A 19,926-nucleotide genomic window follows, 5' to 3' on the forward strand; every position below is an offset into this window, starting at 1 on the left:
TACCTGAAGAGGTAGAATGGGTTTTTAATCGTTAATTCCAAATTGTGGATGCATGAATGTATCTTCTGTTGTATCTTTTTCATTTTCCAACAACTGCCTATTTTCTTCTGCGATCCAACCGATATCATTTGTGGGATGAATCCATTCATCCCCAGCCATGATAGCAGGGTCAATGTCATCACTCCAATTATTGAGTGGACTATTCTTGGAATTATATTGACTATCCCCAATCACAACATCATATTGATTTATAAAAGGCTGTTGCATCTGTTTTCCTGTTCCTTTAAAGGATGGAAAATTCATTTGATGCGGAATGGTTTCATCTAAAACGGGTGAATCAATCTTTTGTTGTTTCTTCAAAGTAATCGTTCCTTCTTTGTTATAATAGGAAATTTAACTTCTTTCCTATATAGTATTTCCATACTTGGACTGTTCTGTACTTGTCAACACTTCCCATCTATAATTTATGAAATTTTTCTTAAACTAATATAGCAAGTGATAGTTCATTTTAGTGAGAGAAGGTATAGTTGATGGTGAAACGAAAAGTAAAACAACATGCAGCTGCCAATCATAATAAAACTCCAAAAGAAAGTCTGCCAGACGCGGAATTTGCGTTAGAGTATGAAAACGAAAATCCGGCGAAATATGCGAATCGTAATTCGAAAAAAGGGAAGAAAAAATGAGGCGTTTTACAAACGTCTCATTTTTTCATACTGTTGAAAAACAATCTAGTCAATAGAAAAAACCTGAAAATTTCGATAAAATCTCCTCGTGAATGAAATGAAGCGAGGAGATTTTTTATGTACGTTACATATTCCATGAAAGAAATTGAAGAAAATCGAAAGTACTATGAAATGATGTATGATGCTTCGCATCATTTAGTAAAGATGGATCAAGTGATGGATTGGGATTTTGTGACAAGGCGATTGGAAGTGTTCTATCCACATCGTATCGGTCGACCAACGAAAGATCCGATTATGTTAGTGAAAATCTTATTAATTCAGTATTTGGAAGGCTTTCGCTCGGTTCGTTTTACATGTAATCAAGTAAAACAGAATGCGACGTATCGTTGGTTTTTAGGGATTTCCTCGAATGAGAAGATTCCAGATCACTCAACAATCTCTAAGTTTCTCTCGCAACGTCTACGAAATGCGACGTTTTGGGAGGAGCTTTTTCAGCATTGCCTTCGTGTGATTCAACAAGAAGGGTTTATCGCAAACGAAACATGGGTGGCGGATGAAACAGAATTAAAAGCGAATGCGAATAAGCGTGTACGCGAAATCTTGGCGGAAGAAAAAGTAATAGAAGAAAAAGATGAGGATTTAGTGATGATTAACGATCACCGTGTGCGTCATGGGAAGAAACCTTTACAAGCGAAAGGCTCAAAAATAGAAGAAAAACAGACAAACATTAGCCCTGTAGATTCTGACGCTCGCTTGTCCGTCAAACACGATCAACGCGGACGCTTTGCCTATTTTGAGCACCGTATCGTGGATTCGCTTCATAACTTTATCATCGCCACAGATGTCACCGCCGCGAATGTGCCTGGGCATCGTAAATTGATCGGACAAGTTGAACGGTTAAATCAATTATTGGGGAAGTATGCGAAAGAAATCGCCCTTGATTCAGGCTACTACAACGCTTCCCTCGCGCGAAGGTTGTTTCAACGTGGCTTCTTCGTCTACATGTCTTATCGTCGATTTACAACGAAGGATCATCCAAAGTGCCGTCGTTATCAATTTAAACAAGTAAACGAGGATCTCTACGCCTGTCCTTGCGGTGTACCGTTTTATTATAAAACAACGAATCGTCAAGGTTATCATGAATTCAGACCACCTAAAGGAAGTTGTCAATCCTGTCCATTTGCGAAAAAAGAAAACCAAGATCGTGTGTTGCGAATTTCTATCCATCAAGAAATTTACGATCAGTTAAGAGAACAGCGCTTATCAATAAGAGGAAAAATTCTCCGTTCCGTTCGTCCGTCTACGGTTGAACTGAGTTTCGCACATAGTAAAGAACTCCACGGTTTGCGCTATGCACGATACCGTGGAGTTCAAAAGGTTAAAGTACAAGTTTTGATGACCGCCATCATACAAAACTTAAAAAAGTGGACCAAACTACGCTCGCTTAAGCAAGTTGGTTTACACCTAACACATCAAATTATAGAAGAAACCATTCTATAAAACAAATAGAAATCAAGAAAATGCCAAAAAAATTCGGCATTTTCTTAACATAATCTTTTTTCAACAACGTGAAAAAATGAGGCGTTTTACAAACGTCTCATTTTTTTGTGGGATTTTTAAGGTTTTTTAAATTATTTGTAAATTTTTTGTCTTCTTGAAGAAGAAAAACATTGAAGTACCAATGTATTACACAAAAACAAACAACAAACAAAATATTAATGTTGGTTTAATACTGCTTTTACACTTTCTGTTTATAGTTGAATTGTATATAAGAAAAACAAAGGAGAGAGAAAACATTCTGTCAACTACCCACCACTTAAACGCTAACGCGTTTTGAAGTGGGGGCTTGTAAAAAGCCCTGGTTGTCTAGCCTCAGCCTTTTGTAGACTACGTTCGTAGGTTGGCATACCCAAGAATGATTCCCTAGTTCTTGGCTCTATGGTGGCGCTGTAACAGTTCTGGTTGGGAAGAAACGGTCAACCACAAGCCTTCTTTCATAAGAAGTTGCTAACACCTACAAACATTGGCGAAGGGAAACAAACTCTTAGGAGGGACAAAACATGCGTGTATTTGTCAAGAATTTGCGAGGAGAGCCGCTCATGCCTTGCAGTACTCGTAAGGCACGACTTCTTCTCAAACAAGGAAAAGCTAAGATTATAAGGGTCACGCGCTTGAAGATGGGGACTTCTTTCGGGAAGTACGTTAAATATTGTTTGTGATTATACAGGAGTCATCATAGCGAAATTATTATTTTAGAAGAGAAATATGACCATGTATAAAGTGAATCTTCTATTAGTGGTGGCTTCATCCCCACTAATGGCTAGTCAAACCAATTGGACTCTAACGGACAGTTATTTCCCACATACATTTCTCTGGATTTTGAGGTGGAGTTTTACTGCCCGTTAGAGCCGGATAAATGAGGTGAAGTCATGTCTGTTGTTGGCGAAGAGAGAAAGCGTAGTATTCTTGAAAAAGTAGAGTTTAAAGGAAAAGTAAAAGTTTCAGAACTTGCAAGGGAGTTTGCTGTATCAACAGAAACGATTCGTAGATATTTAGAAGAGCTTGATCGTGAGAAGAAGTTGAAGAAAGTATACGGAGGTGCGGTTCAACTTCCGGGAGCTGGTATAGAACCATCTATGTTGGAAAGGGAAATGTTATATATAGAAGAAAAGAAAAGAATCGGTTATAAAGCAGCAACTTTTGTAGAAGATGGTGATGTCATTATCATTGATGATGGAAGTACGCCGCTACAAATGGTACCGTATCTTGTTCATCGGAAAAACTTAACTGTTGTGACGAGTTCATTTCCTGTTGCAACGCAGTTGATTTCTTCTATTAACAAAAAAATGTTTGATGGAGAGGTATTGTTTATCGGAGGGAAAGTGTCTCCAAAACATTGTCGCGTATCAGGATCTATTTCTCAGCAGGTCATTCGTCAATTTCATTTTCATAAAGCATTCGTTTCAATTGATGGATTGTTGCCTAGTTTCGGGATTTCAAGTCTCGAATTGGAAAAAGCAAAGTTATCAGAAGCGATGGTTCAACAAGCAGAAAAGACATTTATTTTATGTGATCATACGAAACTTGGGGTAAAAGGAAATTATCGTATCGCAGAATTTTCGGATGTTCAACATGTAATTTGTGATAAAAAGATACCGTATAGTTTTGAAGAAGCAGCTACGAAAAATAATATTTGCTGGACGATTAGCTGAAAATAAGGACTTTCGGTATGCCCGAAGTCCTTATTTTATCCTGCTTTTGCGGGCAGTAATACCCCCATCTCAAAATTCAGCAAAAAGCAAAGAAGTTAGGTGGGGGATGAAGAAAACCTCCACTGATCAAAGTTTCACTTTATATAAGGTATTTTCTAGTCATATCAAAAAAGTTTTGCATCGATGCAAAAAGAGGACACATTTTGAAAATTCTTTCATATAATTTACCAATAGCAAAAAAGTTGGCTGAAGGAAAGTAGGGGGAAGAGGTGACACAACGAATGTATAATAAACTGATATTGTACGCGAATGTATTACAAAAGCTCCGTATTATTAATGAAGAAGAAAAGAGTGCGATGCTTCAAATGGTGAACAAAAAGGCTCTATAAAAAAGAGCTTTTTTGCTATGGGGAATCTGCTTAATTTTTATGGAATTGGAGAAAGCATATTGACAAAAAGGGATTCTCATGTGATAATTCAATTAAATTTTTAGAATAATCAAAAAACATTCCTTTTACATAGAAAAGGCTCAATAACAATAGAGATATTATCATGGGGGTGACGATATGTTATTTTTTTTAAAGAAGTGGAAAGAACTAAGAGATATTAAAATGGAGTTAGCTCTTCGCGATTGGTTTTACGGTACGAAAATCAGTTTATCTATGCGTACGTCGAAAGAGCCGTTAACGTTTTTAGTCAATATAGAAGGAAGAGACAAAGGGGTGTTTGCGGAAGAAGATTTTATTGTAGTGAACAGTACATGTGAGCCTGTATTTGTAAATGATGAAAAACCAGCTATAGAATCGTTTATGCATGCTGATATTTATAAAAAAAGTGATGCAGAATGTATTTTACAAGTTCAAACAGTTGATAGTCATTTAATGTCGGAGCTATATGGAAAAGAAGGAGAAGTTACATTTGAAAAACGTAACGTAGAGCGTGTTTTTGGAAAAGAAGGTATTACAGGGATTACGATTCCGATTGTAGAAAATGAAAAGAAGTTTGCTGATTTGTTAGAGAATCGGGTTCCAAATTTTGCTGAAGGTGGCGGTGCAGTACTCGTTCATAATTATGGACTAATTGTATGGGGAACAACGCCGCAAGAGACGAAAAAATGGTTAGAAGGATTAGAGTATTTAATGAATTATCATGTGAAGTTATTGATGATTAAAGGGACGAAAAGCTCTGTTATGTAAAAAAGAATCTCTCTAGGAAAAAAGCTTAAAGAGAAATGTGTATGAAATGTAAATCAACAAAAATGAAAGCGTTTTAAAAATGATTTCACTCATAAAATATGGGTCTCCTTATTATATATAGATTACATGTCGTCATGTGAGGAGGAACGTATTTTGCGAGTTAAATATCATTTTCTGCCGAAGCAACAGGTGATCTTTTGTAAGGAAGATGATTCGGGAGAACAGGCGTTAAACATGATGAATGAGAACGGTTATAGAGCGATTCCTGTATTAACAGAAGAGGGAAAACAATTTAAAGGAATCATTTATAAAGTGGATATTTTGGAACATAGATGTAATGAGGGTTTGGAAAATATAGATGTTAAAGAAATCATGGAAGATAAATCTGCCTTTATTTTTGAAAGAGATTCTTTTTTTCGAGCCTTTTATGTCATCAGGCGTTTGCCATTTCTAGCTGTACTGAATGATTATCATGAATTTGTTGGTATTTTAACACATTCCAATATATTTGATGTTATTGAAGACTCATTTGGTATGCAAACGGGAGGATATATAATAACAATTGCTACTCAGGATTGTAAGGGAACGATTAAAGAGTTAGGAACATTGTTAAAGTCTTATCATATTGGTAGTTTATTTACATTGGATAATGGTGATCAATATATTCGGCGCGTCATTGTTAACATTACAGATAATTTAAGTGAAAAGGCATTAGAGGTATTGATTGCAAAACTAGAGAAAAAAGGATTTCGAGTTAGTCATGTTGACCGTATATGAAGTTACCCCTCTCTATTTTTTGTACGCTTTAGAAAATAGGGAGGGGATTTGTTGTAGGAGCGGTAAAAAATAGAGAGAGGCCCATGCGCCTCTCTCTATTTTTGTGTGGAAACAGATGGTGGAGATAGTACAAGGTCTGATAAGAAAATGAAATCTGCATGTTCACGTATTTTGGGAACGTGGGATTCGATTACACGGGAAGTAATTTCTCCAGGAGGTCCAACATGTCCGATTGCTACTACGACAGGAGTTTTTTTAATTTTTTGTAACAGTAGCTGTGCTTGTTTTGTAATATGAGATGACGTATACACATCATCAAAGAATAATTGGTTTTCTACAATAGGAACTCCTAATTCTTTTCCGATTTTTGGAACGACGCTTTTGGGATTTGTTTTACTATCTAAATAGAATAAACCATGTTTTTTACATACAGAAAGTATAATCCGCACGATTCTTTCATCAGCTGTCACTTTTGAGCCCATATGATTATTCATCCCTATTGCATGTGGCACCTCTTGAATCGCTTGTTCAATCCGATTTCTAATTTCATCATCGCTTAAATCAGTTGTAATTGCTTTAGGACCGAGCCATTCTTTTTTTCCTTTAATAGGTTCCATTGGCATATGGATAATGACTTCATGTCCTTTTTGATGTGCAGCTGTTGCATCTTGTTTTGTTGATGGAAGAAAGGGCATTACTGCTACGGTAAGGGGAATAGGAAGTGATAACATTTTGTCGGTCCCTTTCATATTGTTGCCAAAGTCGTCAATGACGATGGCAATTTTATTTGTATGAGCATGTGTTCGAAGAGGGAAAATTACAATAGGTAATAAAATAAAAAGAAACAAAGTAACGATATATTTACGCATATAAGAATTTCCTTTCTAAGTAAAGAGATTTGGTAAAGGGACCCTTCTTAAACGGGTATTAATACCATTTGTGGTTTATTTAACTAATTAGGTTCTTGCGTTTATCCTGCTATTTTCGGGCAGTAATACCCCTTACCTTAAAGTTCGGCAGGAAGCAAAGAAGTTAGGTGAGGGCTAATGATCAGTAAGGGATGAAGAAAATCCCCACTGATTAAAGTTTTACTTTATCTAATTTTTTTCCTTCGAGTGGATAGTACTGACCTATTAGTGTGGGATAAATACAAATCTACAGTTATGATTTGCATTTTTGTAAAAAAATAAACGAAAAAAATGTCGAAGTGCTGTAGAGAAAAAAATAAAAAGTGTCGTTTATCTATAGTTTGTAAAAAAATAACATGAAAAAAATGTCTATTATTGCGAATGTATTTACAAAGATAGAATAATTTGTAATAATTCTCAAAGTGAGGATAAAGATTTGTAAATTACAGGGAGAAAATGTTAAAATTTCTGAGTATTCCAATTCGAAGGTAATTTGTATTAAGAAGGTCAATGTATGGATTAAAAATAAAGTAGAGAGTATGGGAGAATAATGAGGGGGATATGGATGTTTACAGTAAAACGGAAGTATACGATGGAAAGGCTTTCGCGTGATATTCATATGAAACGTGAAGAAATGATTCATTTAGGTTTAACAAATGGATTAGATAGCATAGAAACAATTCAAGTAAGTCAAGAATTGGACAAGCTTATTTTACAGTATCAAAGCTATAAAGAAAAACAGAAACCAAGATGGTTAACATTAATTAAAACACCTTTTTTCAAAATAGAATATGGTGAGAAATCAAGTGCTTTTTGGAAAATGTTTGTGACTGATTTGATGAAATAAATATAATTATCCTCTTAGAAAAGGGTAATTATGTTGAATCCACTGGAAGCGTTATATGGACAGTTGTTCCTTTATTTTCTTTGCTATCTATCACAATGTGTCCATCATACATTTCTATAATTCTTTTGCATATGACAAGGCCAAGACCTGTTCCGGTATCTTTATTGGTAAAGGACGGATGAAAGAGGTGCTTTTGAATATGTTTTGGAATGCCTTTTCCTGTGTCAATAATATGTAGTTGAGCGGTATATGTATTACTGGCCACTTCAATTGTTAATGTATCACCGGCTGACATAGCTTCAATCGCATTTTTAGTAATATTCAAAATCACTTGTTTCATATGATCTTTTGAACAGCGGATATAAACAGGATGGCTTGGTCAATGTGAAAAAAATGTAATATTATGCAGATTTGCTTCCGATTGAATGATTAATGAAACCTCTTTTACAATATCTCTTACATCATATTTGTTCTGAGTAATCGCTGTTGAGTTGCCGAGGATAAGAAATTCACTAACAATTTCATTAATGCGTTCTATTTCTTGTTCAATAATTAAAAATTAGAATTGATCTTGTTCCTATTTTTCTTTTAAGAGTGCAACGAGCCCTTTAATACCACGTAAGTGGATCACAGATTTCGTAAGCTGTACTAGCGGCAAAAGTACCAACTAACTCAATTTTTTGTATTTCATTTTGTTGTCTCTGCAGTAGAACATATTGAATAAGCAAAAATAAAATCGTCATTAAAAATAAAGTGACGAGGCATTCTACTATAACAGTTTGATATAAAGTTGTTTTATGAATCTGTATTAAAATTGTAATGTTTTTATTCTGTGTTTAATCGGTAGCTAGTCCTATTCTATATGCCGAGAAGATGGGATAGGAAGCGCGGAAGTACAGAGTCCGATTCATCGGATTGAGCGATCGCTAGGAGACGAAAAACGCTTAACCTATGGTAACATCACTTTATTGACAGTCCTTTTTTTTGTTCGGTATAATGACTCTAATTCCAGCGAATTTAAGAGAAGGGTTGAAACAGAATGATATCTAATTATGAGAGAGAAGAAATTTCTCAATCTTTAAAAGTATTTATTGCATTATCACGTGCTAACCGTTCGGTTATGGATATTACAAATAAATCTATACAACATAATGGACTGAACCCAACAGAGTTTGCCGTGTTAGAATTGCTATATCATAAAGGCAATCAGCCGCTCCAACAAATTGGAGAGCGTATTTTGATTGCAAGTGGTAGCATTACATATGTTGTTGATAAGTTAGAGAAAAAAGGACTCGTCAAACGAAATCCATCCCCAAATGATCGCCGTGTTATATATGCACAATTAACAGAGCGAGGAGAGGCATTAATTGCTTCTATTTTTCCGAATCATGAAAAAGTTATACATGATTCGTTTGAAATGTTAACAATAGAAGAGAAAAATGAGTTGCTATCTTTACTTAAAAAAGTTGGAAAATATGAAAAATGATACTGCCTGTTCTAAAGCTTTGAATGTGAAATCATCAAGGCTTTTTTATTTATCCCGCATTAACGGGCAGTAATACCCCCACTTCAAAATTCAGCAAAAAGCAAAGAAGTTAGGTGGGGGATAGCTCGTCAAAGCCTGCTTGGTCAGGGCTAATAATCAGTGGGGATGAAGAAACCCCCCATTGATTAAAGTTTCACTTTATTATATTTTAAAAGCGAGTATCGTATTATATAAATACAAATTAAAAAACCGACATAAACCCCTTCTTTTTAGGTTGGAAGAGAGCATCCGTTCATGCATAGAAGCGGTCAGATCCTATTCCTGCCCAGACATAGTGAAAACAAAGAGAGAAAACGAGTACAGGTCACCTTTTGTTATTCATAGCCGCGGCTTATATATCGAAAAATCAAAATGGATTTATATAGAAGGGATGTACCATTTCTGATGAATTTTAGTGGGAAGTAAAAGGAGATTGGAAAAAAGAAATGGAACTATAGTAAGAGAACATTTAATAGAGAGAGGTGTCATAGTCATGTCATTTGAAAACTATGAATATAAACGTCCAAATATGGAAGAGTTACAAGAAAAATTTACTGTAGCCTTCGAGCGATTTGGCAGTGCAAAAACAGTAGAAGAACAAAAGCAAGTGATTGGATCGATTAATGAGATTCGAAATGATTTTAGCACGATGTATAATATCTGTTATATTCGCCATTCTGTTGATACAACAGATGTGTTTTATAAGGACGAGCAAGATTTCTTTGATGAACATTCTCCGATTGTACAAGGATATGTAACAAAATATTATAAAGCATTGATGGATTCTCCATTTCGTCAGGAATTGGAAGTACATTATGGAGCACAGTTATTCGCTTTGGCAGAGAGTGAATTAAAAACATATTCAGATGAAGTTGTGAAAGATTTACAATTAGAAAATAAGCTATCTTCACAATATACACAGCTGTTAGCGGCTGCAAAGATTGCGTTTGAAGGGGAAGAAAGAACATTATCACAGCTTGTTCCTTTTATGCAGCATACAGACAGAAATATGCGTAAACAAGCAAGTGAAGCCTATTATGGATTTTTAGCAGAGCATGAAGAGGAGTTAGACAATATTTACGATGAACTTGTGAAAGTAAGAACGAAGATTGCAAAAACACTTGGTTTCCAAAACTTCGTTGAACTTGGCTATGCAAGAATGTGCCGTACTGATTATAATGCCGAAATGGTTGCAAATTATCGTAAGCAAGTACTTGATTATATTGTTCCGGTTGCGACCGAACTACGAAACAGACAGCAAGCACGCATCAGTGTAGAAAAACTTGCCTATTATGATGAGAACTTTGAATATAGAGCAGGTAATCCAACTCCAAAGGGTGATGCTGATTGGATTATCAATCATGGAAAGACGATGTACAAAGAGTTATCAAAAGAAACAGATGAGTTTTTTAATTTTATGTTAGATAATCAATTAGTAGATCTTGTTGCGAAAAAAGGGAAAGCTGGCGGCGGTTATTGTACATATATTGAAAACTATAAAGCTCCGTTTATTTTTTCAAACTTTAACGGAACATCAGGTGATATTGATGTGCTAACGCATGAAGCAGGGCATGCATTTCAAGTATATGAAAGTCGTAAGTACGAAATTCCAGAGTATAATTGGCCGACTTATGAAGCATGTGAAATTCATTCTATGAGTATGGAGTTTTTCACATGGCCATGGATGAAATTGTTCTTTGAGGAAGATGCAGATAAATACTATTTCTCCCATTTAAGCTCAGCGCTTCTCTTTTTACCATACGGTGTATCTGTGGATGAATTCCAACATTATGTATATGAAAATCCAGAAGCATCACCAGAAGAGCGTAAAGCTGCGTGGCGCAATATTGAAAGAAAGTATTTACCACATCGAGACTACGAAGACAATGATTATTTAGAGCGTGGTGGCTTCTGGCAACGTCAAGGTCATATTTATAATTCACCTTTCTATTATATTGATTACACATTAGCTCAAATTTGTGCACTTCAATTTTGGAAACGTGCAAGGGACAATCGTCAAGAAGCATGGGAAGATTATGTGCACCTTTGCAGGCAAGGTGGAAGTCAATCGTTCTTACAATTAGTAGAAACTGCAAACTTAACATCACCGTTTGCTGATGGTTGTGTCCAAGGGGTGATCACTGAGATTCAAGCGTGGTTAAATGGAGTAGATGACACAAAATTGTAAAAATCAATGGCTGTTTTTTACAATTTTACAATCGACACATGTATAAAAAAATGAGATAATAAATGAAAATTCAGATTTTTTAAAAGAGGTGTTTCTAAATAAGGAGCGCCTCTTTTCAACAAAAAAAGGGGGGACAATTATGCTTCAATCTAATATGAATATTGGAATGGAAACATTGCTCCAATCATTGCAATCGACAAGAAACACATTGTTATCAGAAATTGAGATGTTAAATGATACCGAAGTGAATGTGAAACCACGCCGTGATAAATGGAGTATCATCCAAATTCTTCATCATCTGCATCTTATTGAACAATCTGTGACATCAGCCCTTGTATACACACTTCAAAAAAGGGAAAAGAAAGTTGTTCCATTCAAAGACCTTCAGCCTACACTTAATCGAACATATAAGCGAGAAGCTCCTCAACAAATGCAACCAACAGAAACGTTAATGAAAAAACAACAAGGGATTCAATTGTTAGAGCATTCGCGTGAAGAATTGTTACACACGCTCCATAGCATTTTAGATGAGAAAGAATTATTTGAAAATTCATTAAAACATCCTGTATTTCAGGAACTCAATCTATATCAATGGGTTCAATTCCTTGATTTGCATGAACAGCGGCATCTTACGCAGTTGAAAGAAGCAAAATATGCGATTTTGCAAAGATAAAGTGAAACTTTCATGAGTGGGGGATGAATCCCCCACTCATGATTAGCCCTCATTAATTGGGCTTTTACGGGCAGTTATCTCCCAATTACCTCTTGCTAAACTTTGAGGTAGGGTCATACTGCCCGCAAATAGCGGGATAAATGAAAGGAGCAAGCTAAATCTTAGCTTGCTCCTTTCATTTTAAAGTTATATTTGTGCCGAAAACATCTGTATGCATATTTTCACTTCGTATTTTGGAATAATACAGAAGGAAAGTATAAAAAGGAGTTGAGAGAATGAGAAAGAAAACGAGAGAGCAAGAGCGCCAATGGAAGGCACGAAAAGAAAACCAAAAACCACACGGAAAAGTAAAGACTTTTGCAGAGCTTGTTGACGAAACGGAAAAAACGTGATGATTTCATCACGTTTTTTGTATGAATGGAAAAGTTAATAGAAAAGTTGTACCAATATCTTTTTCACTTGTGATGTCAATTTTTCCATCCATTGCTGTTATGACACTAAACACGACCATCATTCCAAGGCCGGTTCCCTTATCTTTTGTCGAATAGAAAGGGGAACCGAGACGTCTAATTTGTTCTGCATCCATGCCAATTCCGGTATCCTTTATGTACAATTGTATATGCTTATGATCTGGTATGAGTGTAAGAATAAGATCCCCACCGTTTGGCATGGCTTCAATACAGTTTTTCAAAATATTTAACAAGCATTGGTTAAACTTCTGTTTTTCACCCGAGATAAAAAAAATTTTGCTTTGTTTTGTATAGGATATACGGACATTTGCCAGGCTGGCTAATGGAGTAATGAGTGTCAGTACATGAAGTAATTCTTCTTCTATTTGTAGTACTTGTTCTTTTTCAATACTTGGTTTGGCGAATGTTAAATAATCTGTGAGTACATGGTTGGCCTGATCAACGCCATGTATAGCAATTTCTGTATATAATTTTCGATCTTCTTCAGAGCAATGTTCTGATTGGAGAAGTTGTAAAAATCCTTTTGTTGAAGTTAAAGGATTGCGAACTTCATGAGAAATGGATGCAGCCATTTCACCAATGAGGTGAAATTTTTCAGCGTTTATAAGTTCTTCTTGTAGACGGATTTGTAACTGTAGTAGGTTCATTAAATAAAGAATAAGAATGGTACCAACAATTGTACATAATTCGTATACAATAATATGGGGCATATAGTAGTGATCATTAGGAACTTCGGCAAGAAAAAAGGGAATCCAGCCAATTCCATATACAAGGCTATATAAAATTGCAAGTGTCACTTTCATATTGTTGTTCCCTTTTTTGAAGAGTCCATATGTAGAAAGCAAAACAACGTATAAGAAAATTGAAGCGATAACGGATGGAAGCACACCGATGCCGCCTAATAAGAAACGATATATATTTAAAACGGCTAAAATGGCTCCGCCAGCTACTGGACCGCCCGTTAATGTACCGACGATTAAAACGATATGACGCAGATCGAATTGAAATCCGTTCCCGATTTTTGCTGCAAATGAAATGCAAAGAATGGTAGCACTGCTGCAAAATAAAATAAATGTAATGGAATTTATTTTAGGGGAATGTTTCCCTTTCAGATTCCAAAACAAGTGATACATAAGCGTCATAACGAGAATAGATAGTATATTTAAAAAGAGGTAAATGATAAAGAGCTTCAGCTTTATGTCCTCCCCTCTACTCGTATATATAATGGTAAGTAAATATAATCATACTATTAAAATGTAAGAAAATGAATCTTTAATTTCTGAAAAGATGGAAAAATTAGATGTTTTTCGCCATTATGCACATTATGTTACAATATGTGTTGACAATGAAAGAAGAAATTCCATGCATGGCATGGGAGAGGTTCGCGAACTCCCTCTATAAAAAACTAAGGAAACAACAATATCCTTACGTATTGTTTTGTTTTTTTATTGTGACAGTTCAAGAACGTTCTTTCTTCCTATTATTATAAGAGAAGGAGAATGAGTGAGATGAAAAAAGAAAAAGCAGTCGTCGTTTTTAGTGGTGGTCAAGATAGTACAACATGTTTATTTTGGGCAATGCAGCAATTTGCAGAAGTTGAGGCCGTGACGTTTAATTATAACCAACGTCATAAGTTAGAAATTGATTGTGCAGCTGAAATTGCCAAAGAGTTAGGAATTAAGCATACGGTACTTGATATGAGTTTATTAAATCAACTTGCTCCCAATGCGTTAACAAGAACGGATATGGAGATTACACATGAAGAAGGCGAGTTACCATCTACATTTGTAGATGGACGAAATCTACTGTTCCTATCATTTGCAGCTGTGTTGGCAAAACAAATTGGAGCACGTCATATTGTAACGGGCGTATGCGAAACTGATTTTAGCGGCTATCCAGACTGCCGTGACGTGTTTGTGAAATCGTTAAACGTTACATTAAATCTATCTATGGATTATCCGTTTGTAATTCATACGCCACTTATGTGGATCGATAAAGCAGAAACATGGAAATTGTCAGATGAACTTGGAGCATTTAAGTTTGTTAGAGAAAAAACATTAACGTGCTATAACGGAATAATTGGTGATGGTTGTGGCGAGTGCCCAGCGTGTAAACTTCGCAAAGCAGGTTTAGATACGTATCTACAAGAACGCGAAGGAGCGAACGTATAATGGAACAGAACTTTTTTGGATTTCGCATCGTAGAAAATTTACAAAAAGTTGATCAAGATATTAAGCGTGAACAACTGAAATATCATAATAAACGAGTTATGGTGAGCAAAGAATTTACGTTCGACGCAGCGCATCATTTGCACTGTTATGAAGGGAAATGTAAAAATTTACACGGTCACACATACAAAGTTGTCTTTGGAATTAGTGGATATGTAAATGAAATTGGGCTTGCCATTGACTTTGGTGATATAAAAGAAATTTGGAAAAATGAAATTGAAATTTATTTAGATCATCGTTATTTAAATGAAACATTACCAGCAATGAATACGACGGCTGAAAATATGGTCGTTTGGATTTATGAAAAAATGGAAGAAGCACTTACAAAAGAGATTCGATCTAATGAGTATAAAGGAGCACGCGTTGAATTTGTTCGTTTATTTGAAACGCCAACAAGTTATGCGGAAGTAAGACGGGAGTGGATGCTCGGTGAGTAGAGTTCCCGTTTTAGAAATTTTTGGCCCGACGATTCAAGGTGAAGGAATGGTTGTTGGTCAAAAGACGATGTTTATTCGTACAGCAGGTTGTGACTATAGCTGTACATGGTGCGATTCTTCTTTTACGTGGGATGGATCAGCGAAAGAACAAATTCGTCAAATGACTCCAGAAGAGATTTGGAAGGAACTTGTAGAAATTGGTGGCGAAAATTTTTCACATGTAACAATTTCAGGTGGTAATCCAGTGTTATTAAAAAATCTTGAGGCTTTTCTTTCTTTATTAAAAGAAAAGCAGATTCGCACAGCCATCGAGACGCAAGGAAGCAAATGGCAAGGTTGGTTGCTTGATATTGATGAAGTGACAATCTCACCAAAGCCGCCAAGTTCACAGATGAAAACAGATTTTGTGATGTTAGATTCTGTTATTGAAAGATTAACAGGAAAAGATTTTAGTTTAAAGGTTGTTGTATTTGATGATCGTGATTTTGATTATGCGATAAAAGTACATGTGCGTTATCCACATGTGCCGTTTTTCTTGCAAGTTGGAAATGATGATACAAAAACAACGGACGATACAGTGTTAATTGGGCGGTTGCTACAACAATATGAATGGCTCATTGAAAAAGCTGTACATTGTAAAGAGATGAATGATGCAAAAGTATTACCTCAGCTTCACGCGCTAGTGTGGGGCAATAAACGAGGGGTATAAAGTGAAACTTTGATCAGTTGGGGTATTACTGCCCGCAAATAGCGAGATAAAGAGAAATACGAACTTGGTGATTGGAAAAGATCCGAGCATGATATAGAGTACATGAAGTATAGGATAGAAGGGATGCATTGAAAATGACAGGAAGATTAGATGAAGATTTAAAAGATGTAACGTTACTTGGAAATCAAAATACAAAATATTTATTTGAATATAGCCCAGAAATTTTAGAGACATTTGATAATAATCACCCAAACCGTGATTATTTTGTGAAATTTAACTGTCCTGAATTTACAAGCTTATGTCCAAAAACAGGACAACCGGATTTTGCGACAATTTATATTAGTTATATCCCGGAACAAAAAATGGTGGAAAGTAAGTCATTAAAATTATATTTATTTAGTTTCCGTAATCATGGGGATTTTCATGAAGATTGTATGAATGTTATTATGAATGATTTAATCAAATTGATGGACCCACGCTATATTGAAGTATGGGGCAAATTCACACCACGTGGTGGTATTTCTATTGATCCATATTGCAACTATGGCCGCCCTGGCACAAAGTATGAAAAAATGGCAGATTATCGCATGATGAATCATGATCTATATCCTGAAACAGTAGATAATCGCTAATGAAAAAGGATCTGTATGTAGCATACAGATCCTTTTTTCTATTATATTATGCATGTTGATTAATAACTGTATAGTTTTTATGATTTACAACTGTAAGAGGTTCCATATCTAGTTCTCTAAAATTCTCCATAATTGTTATATCAACAATAACAGAGTTTTTATTTACTTTTTGAACGCGACCTTGCATTCCACCTTTAAATTCAATGATATCTCCAGTTTCTGCGATTTTCATAAGCAACTCTCCTTGTTACAGTTTTGCGAAAAGAACAAGTTTGTTCTTTTTTATTTCCCTTTATTTTGAACTATATTCCCTTGTTTGTAAATGTTTCCATGAGAAGTTTTCAAAAAATAGACATTTTTCATAAGAAATGTATGATTTTTATATTTTGTGAGGGTATCGTGATAAGGAATGATTATATCAAGATATAGGAGTATAATAAATCAGGGGCGGTAAAATGATATTTAAAATTTTTGGAAGTGTAGGAGTGGTTCTTTTATTTTTATTTTCATATAAGCAATTAAAAATAATTCGTATGCATGAAACCAGTACTTATTTTGATGGGCTAGATGGTGTGCATGCTTCCATAAATCATGGTAGCGGTGCGGATATGTAAAGAGTATGACTTTCTCTTTCTCCGTGGTATGATGACAATAAGAAAAAGCACATAATAAAAAGCACATAATAATACAGGTGATGAGCGTTGAATGGAGAGTGGAGAAAATGCAAATTTCTTTTATTCGTCACGGCCGCTCGAATCGTGTTACAGAATCAATGACAGCTCCAGTGTTTCACGAATGGATGAAGCAGTATGATTTGAATGGTGTGGTAAAAGGGACTGACGTACCAATTGAGACGATCGAAGCGATTGAATCTGCAAAGCTCATCGTAACGAGTGATCAAAAACGAGCGGTACAATCAGCGGCGGAATTAACAGATTCACTTTCTTTTATACAAAGCTCACTTTTTCGAGAGGCAGAAGTACCGTCTAGGTTTCTTGTCCCTAAATGGGTGAAATGTAAGCCTGAAGTATGGATTTTTTTAGGGCGTACATTTTGGATGATTGGATATTCTAAAGATGTTGAATCATACCGAGAAGTACGAGGAAGAGCGAAACAAGCGGCAGATACGTTAGTTGGTTATGCGATGGTACATGCGCATGTTGCACTTGTGGGGCATAGTTACTTTAATATGATGATTGGTGCAGAACTGCGAGCTAGAGGATGGTCTGGACCGCCCATTTTTCATAGGAAACCATGGAGCTGTACAGTATATACATTTCATGAAGCGATGAACGGAAATGTATTGAATACCAATTTCACATAAAAGCACACGATTTAAATAAAGAATCGTGTGCTTTTTATTTTAAGAGACGAAAGCTTTTTTATATAGTGGTTTTACTAGATGAACATAGGGTTCTCCGACAAGCATAACTGTTTTATCTTCTTGGTAGCCAAGCTTTTTATATAAAGAGAAAGCTCGTTTGTTTTCTAAATTTACAAGCAATGCAATTTTCTCATAGCCTTTTTCATATGCGGCAATTTCTGCTGCTTTAATTAGTTTTGATCCAATGCCTTGTCCGCCATATGCTTTTGAAACAGATAATGTATCAATGTAATATTCATCAAGATCGGCTTCTTTTTCTAGTGTAATAGTTGAATCCTGTTGATTCTTTCGTAAGTGTTTGATGATTGGAGTATCCAGTTGCTCTGCATCACTACCATGATAGGCTACGATGATTCCAACTGCTGTTCCATCTTGTTCTTCAACGAAACAGTTCTCATAGCTAAGTCGATTTCCTTTTTTTGAAAACCAAGATTCAAGCCCTGCCAATACTTCCATTTCAGTTGTGCCACCTGTTATTTTTTCAGCAATTTCGTGCAGAGCGTTGTACAATAAAGGTGATATTGCTTTTGCATCTGTCTTTGTTGCTTTCCGAATCATTACTATCCCTCCTAGTTGTCTATTCTTATTGTAACATAAAATAAAATTTCAACCAATGACTCGGAAATTTGTTAAAGTATATAAGATGAACTTGCTATTTCAGTAGTTCGGTGTAGGGGAACTGCTATGTTAGTATATGATAGTTGCTGTAAATGTCAGAAATTTAACATTGTCGACCTGTAGAAGATAAGATACAATAAAATATTGCAGAGAGGTGAAATACATGGATAAACAATTAGCAAATACAATTTTAGATCAACTGAAAAATGGCGAGATAGAAGAGTATGTTGCACCAGAGGATGTATTTTATACATTTCGTGACGTTTTAGTAAATCGAGAAGATTTTAAACATTTTAGTGGAAATGCACAGCGCGGAGGAAAAATTATTTATACATATATGGAAACACCGCGTTCTTAATAGAATGAAAAAGGAGAGGGGATTTATGGGAGAATTTAAACAAGGTATTTTGCCGCATTGGGATTACATGTGGAAAGATGGAACCGGAAGAAGATTTGTAGGGATGGTCATGTTCCCGGAGAAACGTAAGTGTGCGGAAGACGTGGTAGAAAAATTAAAGGTAGCATATGAGCAAGAAACAAAAATTCGAGCATCAGTAAAGTTTCAGCATACATATCAAAATGTAGAGGGAACAGTTGTATATTTTGATGAAGAAGCACCGGTTTTCACAGTTCAAGATAAAGATGAGAATTTCCACCATTTATTTATAAAAGATATTTTACGTGTTGAATATTGTTAATAGATAAGAACGGTCTTTTTATTTTCGGTAATTCTCTATATTTTTGCAATATGTAACGCATTTCTCTTTTAAGCAAATCGTTTTGGTGTTAGGAGGTAAATCCTTCTTGAATTTTTCATAACACTAACAAATAGATGGGTGTGCCATAATCATTCTCCTTTTTCATTGTAATCATATTTTCTTATAGTGTATTAAGAAAAGAAAGCCTATATAAATCTATTTTGATTTTTCGCCATATAGCCGCGGCTATGGATAACAAAAGGTGACCTGCACTCGTTTTCTCTCTTTATTTTCACTATGTCTGGGCAGGAAAAGGATCTGACCGCTTCTATGTATGGCCGGATGCTCTCGCCCACCTAAAAAGAAGGATTTTATGTCGGTTTTTTAATTTGTATTTATATATGTGCTTTTCTATGGATAAATGATGTGTAACCGGTTTCGAACAGATTACAACTTAAAGTCTGTTCTTTTTTGTGTGGTGCTGGAGAAATAAATTTCTCCAGCATTTATCGTTTTTTGACAAAACATATTGTTATCATTTTTGTAAATATGGTTAAATTCGTTGACAAGTTTTCCGAAAAGCACTTTATTGACATGAGTTTTAGAATGTTGTTTCATAGTCTTTGTATTGAAAAAAACGGCTTGTCATGTCGAAAAGTAAAAGTTAAAAAAAGAAAGAATTTATACATACATCTTGTGTCTTGTTTTGAAACGTAATACAATATGTAGAGAAAATATAAA

Annotated in this window: 24 protein-coding genes, 1 pseudogene and 1 riboswitch; of the genes and pseudogenes, 19 read left to right on the forward strand and 6 right to left on the reverse strand. The window is 35.4% G+C overall.

Annotation, left to right across the window (positions count from 1 at the left end; genetic code table 11):
- Positions 1-24: 24 nt before the first annotated feature.
- The gene (locus tag QRE67_RS06440; RefSeq protein WP_286124073.1) at positions 25-360 is read right to left on the reverse strand and encodes a DUF3905 domain-containing protein; all 336 of its coding nucleotides are present in this window, start codon (positions 358-360) and stop codon (positions 25-27) included.
- Positions 361-530: 170 nt separating this feature from the next.
- Here QRE67_RS06440 and ykzP point away from each other — a divergent pair, with 170 nt between their 5' ends.
- The 6 genes from ykzP to cbpA all read left to right on the forward strand — a co-directional run bounded on the left by ykzP (position 531) and on the right by cbpA (position 5,868).
- Positions 531-683, forward strand: a complete 153-nt coding sequence (gene ykzP / locus QRE67_RS06445; RefSeq protein ID WP_286124074.1) for a protein YkzP — start codon at positions 531-533, stop codon at positions 681-683.
- Positions 684-800: 117 nt separating this feature from the next.
- Positions 801-2,183, forward strand: a complete 1,383-nt coding sequence (locus QRE67_RS06450) for an IS1182 family transposase (protein ID WP_286120780.1) — start codon at positions 801-803, stop codon at positions 2,181-2,183.
- 560 nt (positions 2,184-2,743) lie between these two features.
- A complete protein-coding gene (locus QRE67_RS06455; RefSeq protein ID WP_286124075.1) occupies positions 2,744-2,902 on the forward strand; it encodes an RRXRR domain-containing protein in 159 nt (52 codons plus the stop codon).
- A 210-nt stretch (positions 2,903-3,112) separates the two neighbouring features.
- A complete protein-coding gene (locus tag QRE67_RS06460) occupies positions 3,113-3,895 on the forward strand; it encodes a DeoR/GlpR family DNA-binding transcription regulator (protein WP_286124076.1) in 783 nt (260 codons plus the stop codon).
- Between the two features lie 566 nt (positions 3,896-4,461).
- Positions 4,462-5,091: a class II aldolase/adducin family protein gene (locus QRE67_RS06465; RefSeq protein ID WP_286124078.1), complete on the forward strand. Its 630-nt coding sequence runs from the start codon at positions 4,462-4,464 to the stop codon at positions 5,089-5,091.
- A gap of 153 nt (positions 5,092-5,244) precedes the next feature.
- Positions 5,245-5,868, forward strand: a complete 624-nt coding sequence (gene cbpA, locus QRE67_RS06470) for a cyclic di-AMP binding protein CbpA (protein ID WP_286124080.1) — start codon at positions 5,245-5,247, stop codon at positions 5,866-5,868.
- Between the two features lie 95 nt (positions 5,869-5,963).
- On the opposite strand, the gene QRE67_RS06475 is transcribed toward cbpA, so the two are convergent.
- Positions 5,964-6,737 (reverse strand): divergent polysaccharide deacetylase family protein, encoded by a 774-nt coding sequence (locus tag QRE67_RS06475; protein ID WP_286124081.1) that lies wholly within the window; start codon positions 6,735-6,737, stop codon positions 5,964-5,966.
- A 604-nt stretch (positions 6,738-7,341) separates the two neighbouring features.
- Between QRE67_RS06475 and QRE67_RS06480 the strand changes: the two genes are divergently transcribed.
- Complete coding sequence (locus QRE67_RS06480; RefSeq protein WP_286124083.1) at positions 7,342-7,623, forward strand: aspartyl-phosphate phosphatase Spo0E family protein; 282 nt, start codon at positions 7,342-7,344, stop codon at positions 7,621-7,623.
- A gap of 28 nt (positions 7,624-7,651) precedes the next feature.
- Here the strand turns inward: QRE67_RS06480 and QRE67_RS06485 are convergent.
- Positions 7,652-8,432 (reverse strand): annotated as a pseudogene (locus tag QRE67_RS06485) (ATP-binding protein); the annotation flags it as partial.
- Between the two features lie 230 nt (positions 8,433-8,662).
- On the opposite strand from QRE67_RS06485, the gene QRE67_RS06490 reads away from it, so the two are divergent.
- From QRE67_RS06490 to QRE67_RS06505, 4 genes are all read left to right on the forward strand, one after another.
- Positions 8,663-9,109 (forward strand): MarR family winged helix-turn-helix transcriptional regulator, encoded by a 447-nt coding sequence (locus QRE67_RS06490; RefSeq protein WP_286124084.1) that lies wholly within the window; start codon positions 8,663-8,665, stop codon positions 9,107-9,109.
- A gap of 532 nt (positions 9,110-9,641) precedes the next feature.
- Positions 9,642-11,336: a M3 family oligoendopeptidase gene (locus QRE67_RS06495; protein ID WP_286124085.1), complete on the forward strand. Its 1,695-nt coding sequence runs from the start codon at positions 9,642-9,644 to the stop codon at positions 11,334-11,336.
- 139 nt (positions 11,337-11,475) lie between these two features.
- Positions 11,476-12,009 (forward strand): DinB family protein, encoded by a 534-nt coding sequence (locus QRE67_RS06500; protein ID WP_286124086.1) that lies wholly within the window; start codon positions 11,476-11,478, stop codon positions 12,007-12,009.
- Between the two features lie 275 nt (positions 12,010-12,284).
- Complete coding sequence (locus tag QRE67_RS06505; RefSeq protein WP_286124087.1) at positions 12,285-12,401, forward strand: DUF6254 family protein; 117 nt, start codon at positions 12,285-12,287, stop codon at positions 12,399-12,401.
- A gap of 8 nt (positions 12,402-12,409) precedes the next feature.
- Here the strand turns inward: QRE67_RS06505 and QRE67_RS06510 are convergent, their stop codons facing one another.
- The gene (locus QRE67_RS06510) at positions 12,410-13,621 is read right to left on the reverse strand and encodes an ATP-binding protein (protein WP_286124088.1); all 1,212 of its coding nucleotides are present in this window, start codon (positions 13,619-13,621) and stop codon (positions 12,410-12,412) included.
- A gap of 229 nt (positions 13,622-13,850) precedes the next feature.
- Positions 13,851-13,894: riboswitch (PreQ1 riboswitch) on the forward strand.
- 84 nt (positions 13,895-13,978) lie between these two features.
- Here QRE67_RS06510 and queC point away from each other — a divergent pair.
- The 4 genes from queC (at position 13,979) to queF (ending at position 16,485) form a co-directional block, all read left to right on the forward strand.
- Entirely contained in the window at positions 13,979-14,650 is a 672-nt protein-coding gene (gene queC / locus QRE67_RS06515; protein WP_286124089.1) for a 7-cyano-7-deazaguanine synthase QueC, read from the forward strand.
- Positions 14,650-15,144 carry a 6-carboxytetrahydropterin synthase QueD gene (queD, locus tag QRE67_RS06520; RefSeq protein ID WP_286124090.1) on the forward strand — a complete coding sequence of 165 codons (495 nt, stop codon included), beginning with the start codon at positions 14,650-14,652 and terminating at the stop codon, positions 15,142-15,144. Before queC ends, queD begins: the two co-directional genes overlap by 1 nt.
- Positions 15,137-15,853 (forward strand): 7-carboxy-7-deazaguanine synthase QueE, encoded by a 717-nt coding sequence (gene queE / locus QRE67_RS06525; protein WP_286124091.1) that lies wholly within the window; start codon positions 15,137-15,139, stop codon positions 15,851-15,853. Before queD ends, queE begins: the two co-directional genes overlap by 8 nt.
- 134 nt (positions 15,854-15,987) lie before the next feature.
- A complete protein-coding gene (gene queF / locus QRE67_RS06530) occupies positions 15,988-16,485 on the forward strand; it encodes a preQ(1) synthase (RefSeq protein WP_286124092.1) in 498 nt (165 codons plus the stop codon).
- A 46-nt stretch (positions 16,486-16,531) separates the two neighbouring features.
- On the opposite strand, the gene QRE67_RS06535 is transcribed toward queF, so the two are convergent.
- Complete coding sequence (locus QRE67_RS06535; RefSeq protein ID WP_000683952.1) at positions 16,532-16,717, reverse strand: YkvS family protein; 186 nt, start codon at positions 16,715-16,717, stop codon at positions 16,532-16,534.
- Positions 16,718-16,940: 223 nt separating this feature from the next.
- Here QRE67_RS06535 and QRE67_RS06540 point away from each other — a divergent pair, with 223 nt between their 5' ends.
- The gene (locus tag QRE67_RS06540; protein ID WP_286124093.1) at positions 16,941-17,099 is read left to right on the forward strand and encodes a hypothetical protein; all 159 of its coding nucleotides are present in this window, start codon (positions 16,941-16,943) and stop codon (positions 17,097-17,099) included.
- A 107-nt stretch (positions 17,100-17,206) separates the two neighbouring features.
- Positions 17,207-17,809 (forward strand): histidine phosphatase family protein, encoded by a 603-nt coding sequence (locus tag QRE67_RS06545; RefSeq protein ID WP_286124094.1) that lies wholly within the window; start codon positions 17,207-17,209, stop codon positions 17,807-17,809.
- Positions 17,810-17,848: 39 nt separating this feature from the next.
- On the opposite strand, the gene QRE67_RS06550 is transcribed toward QRE67_RS06545, so the two are convergent.
- Entirely contained in the window at positions 17,849-18,427 is a 579-nt protein-coding gene (locus QRE67_RS06550) for a GNAT family N-acetyltransferase (RefSeq protein WP_286124095.1), read from the reverse strand.
- 223 nt (positions 18,428-18,650) lie between these two features.
- Here QRE67_RS06550 and ykzS point away from each other — a divergent pair, with 223 nt between their 5' ends.
- On the forward strand, positions 18,651-18,845 hold the full coding sequence (ykzS, locus tag QRE67_RS06555) for a protein YkzS (protein ID WP_286124096.1): 195 nt from the start codon (positions 18,651-18,653) through the stop codon (positions 18,843-18,845).
- Positions 18,846-18,870: 25 nt separating this feature from the next.
- Positions 18,871-19,185 carry a hypothetical protein gene (locus QRE67_RS06560; RefSeq protein WP_286124097.1) on the forward strand — a complete coding sequence of 105 codons (315 nt, stop codon included), beginning with the start codon at positions 18,871-18,873 and terminating at the stop codon, positions 19,183-19,185.
- Positions 19,186-19,926 lie beyond the last annotated feature (741 nt).

The sequence above is a fragment of the Bacillus sp. DX3.1 genome (assembly GCF_030292155.1).
Lineage (GTDB): Bacteria > Bacillota > Bacilli > Bacillales > Bacillaceae_G > Bacillus_A.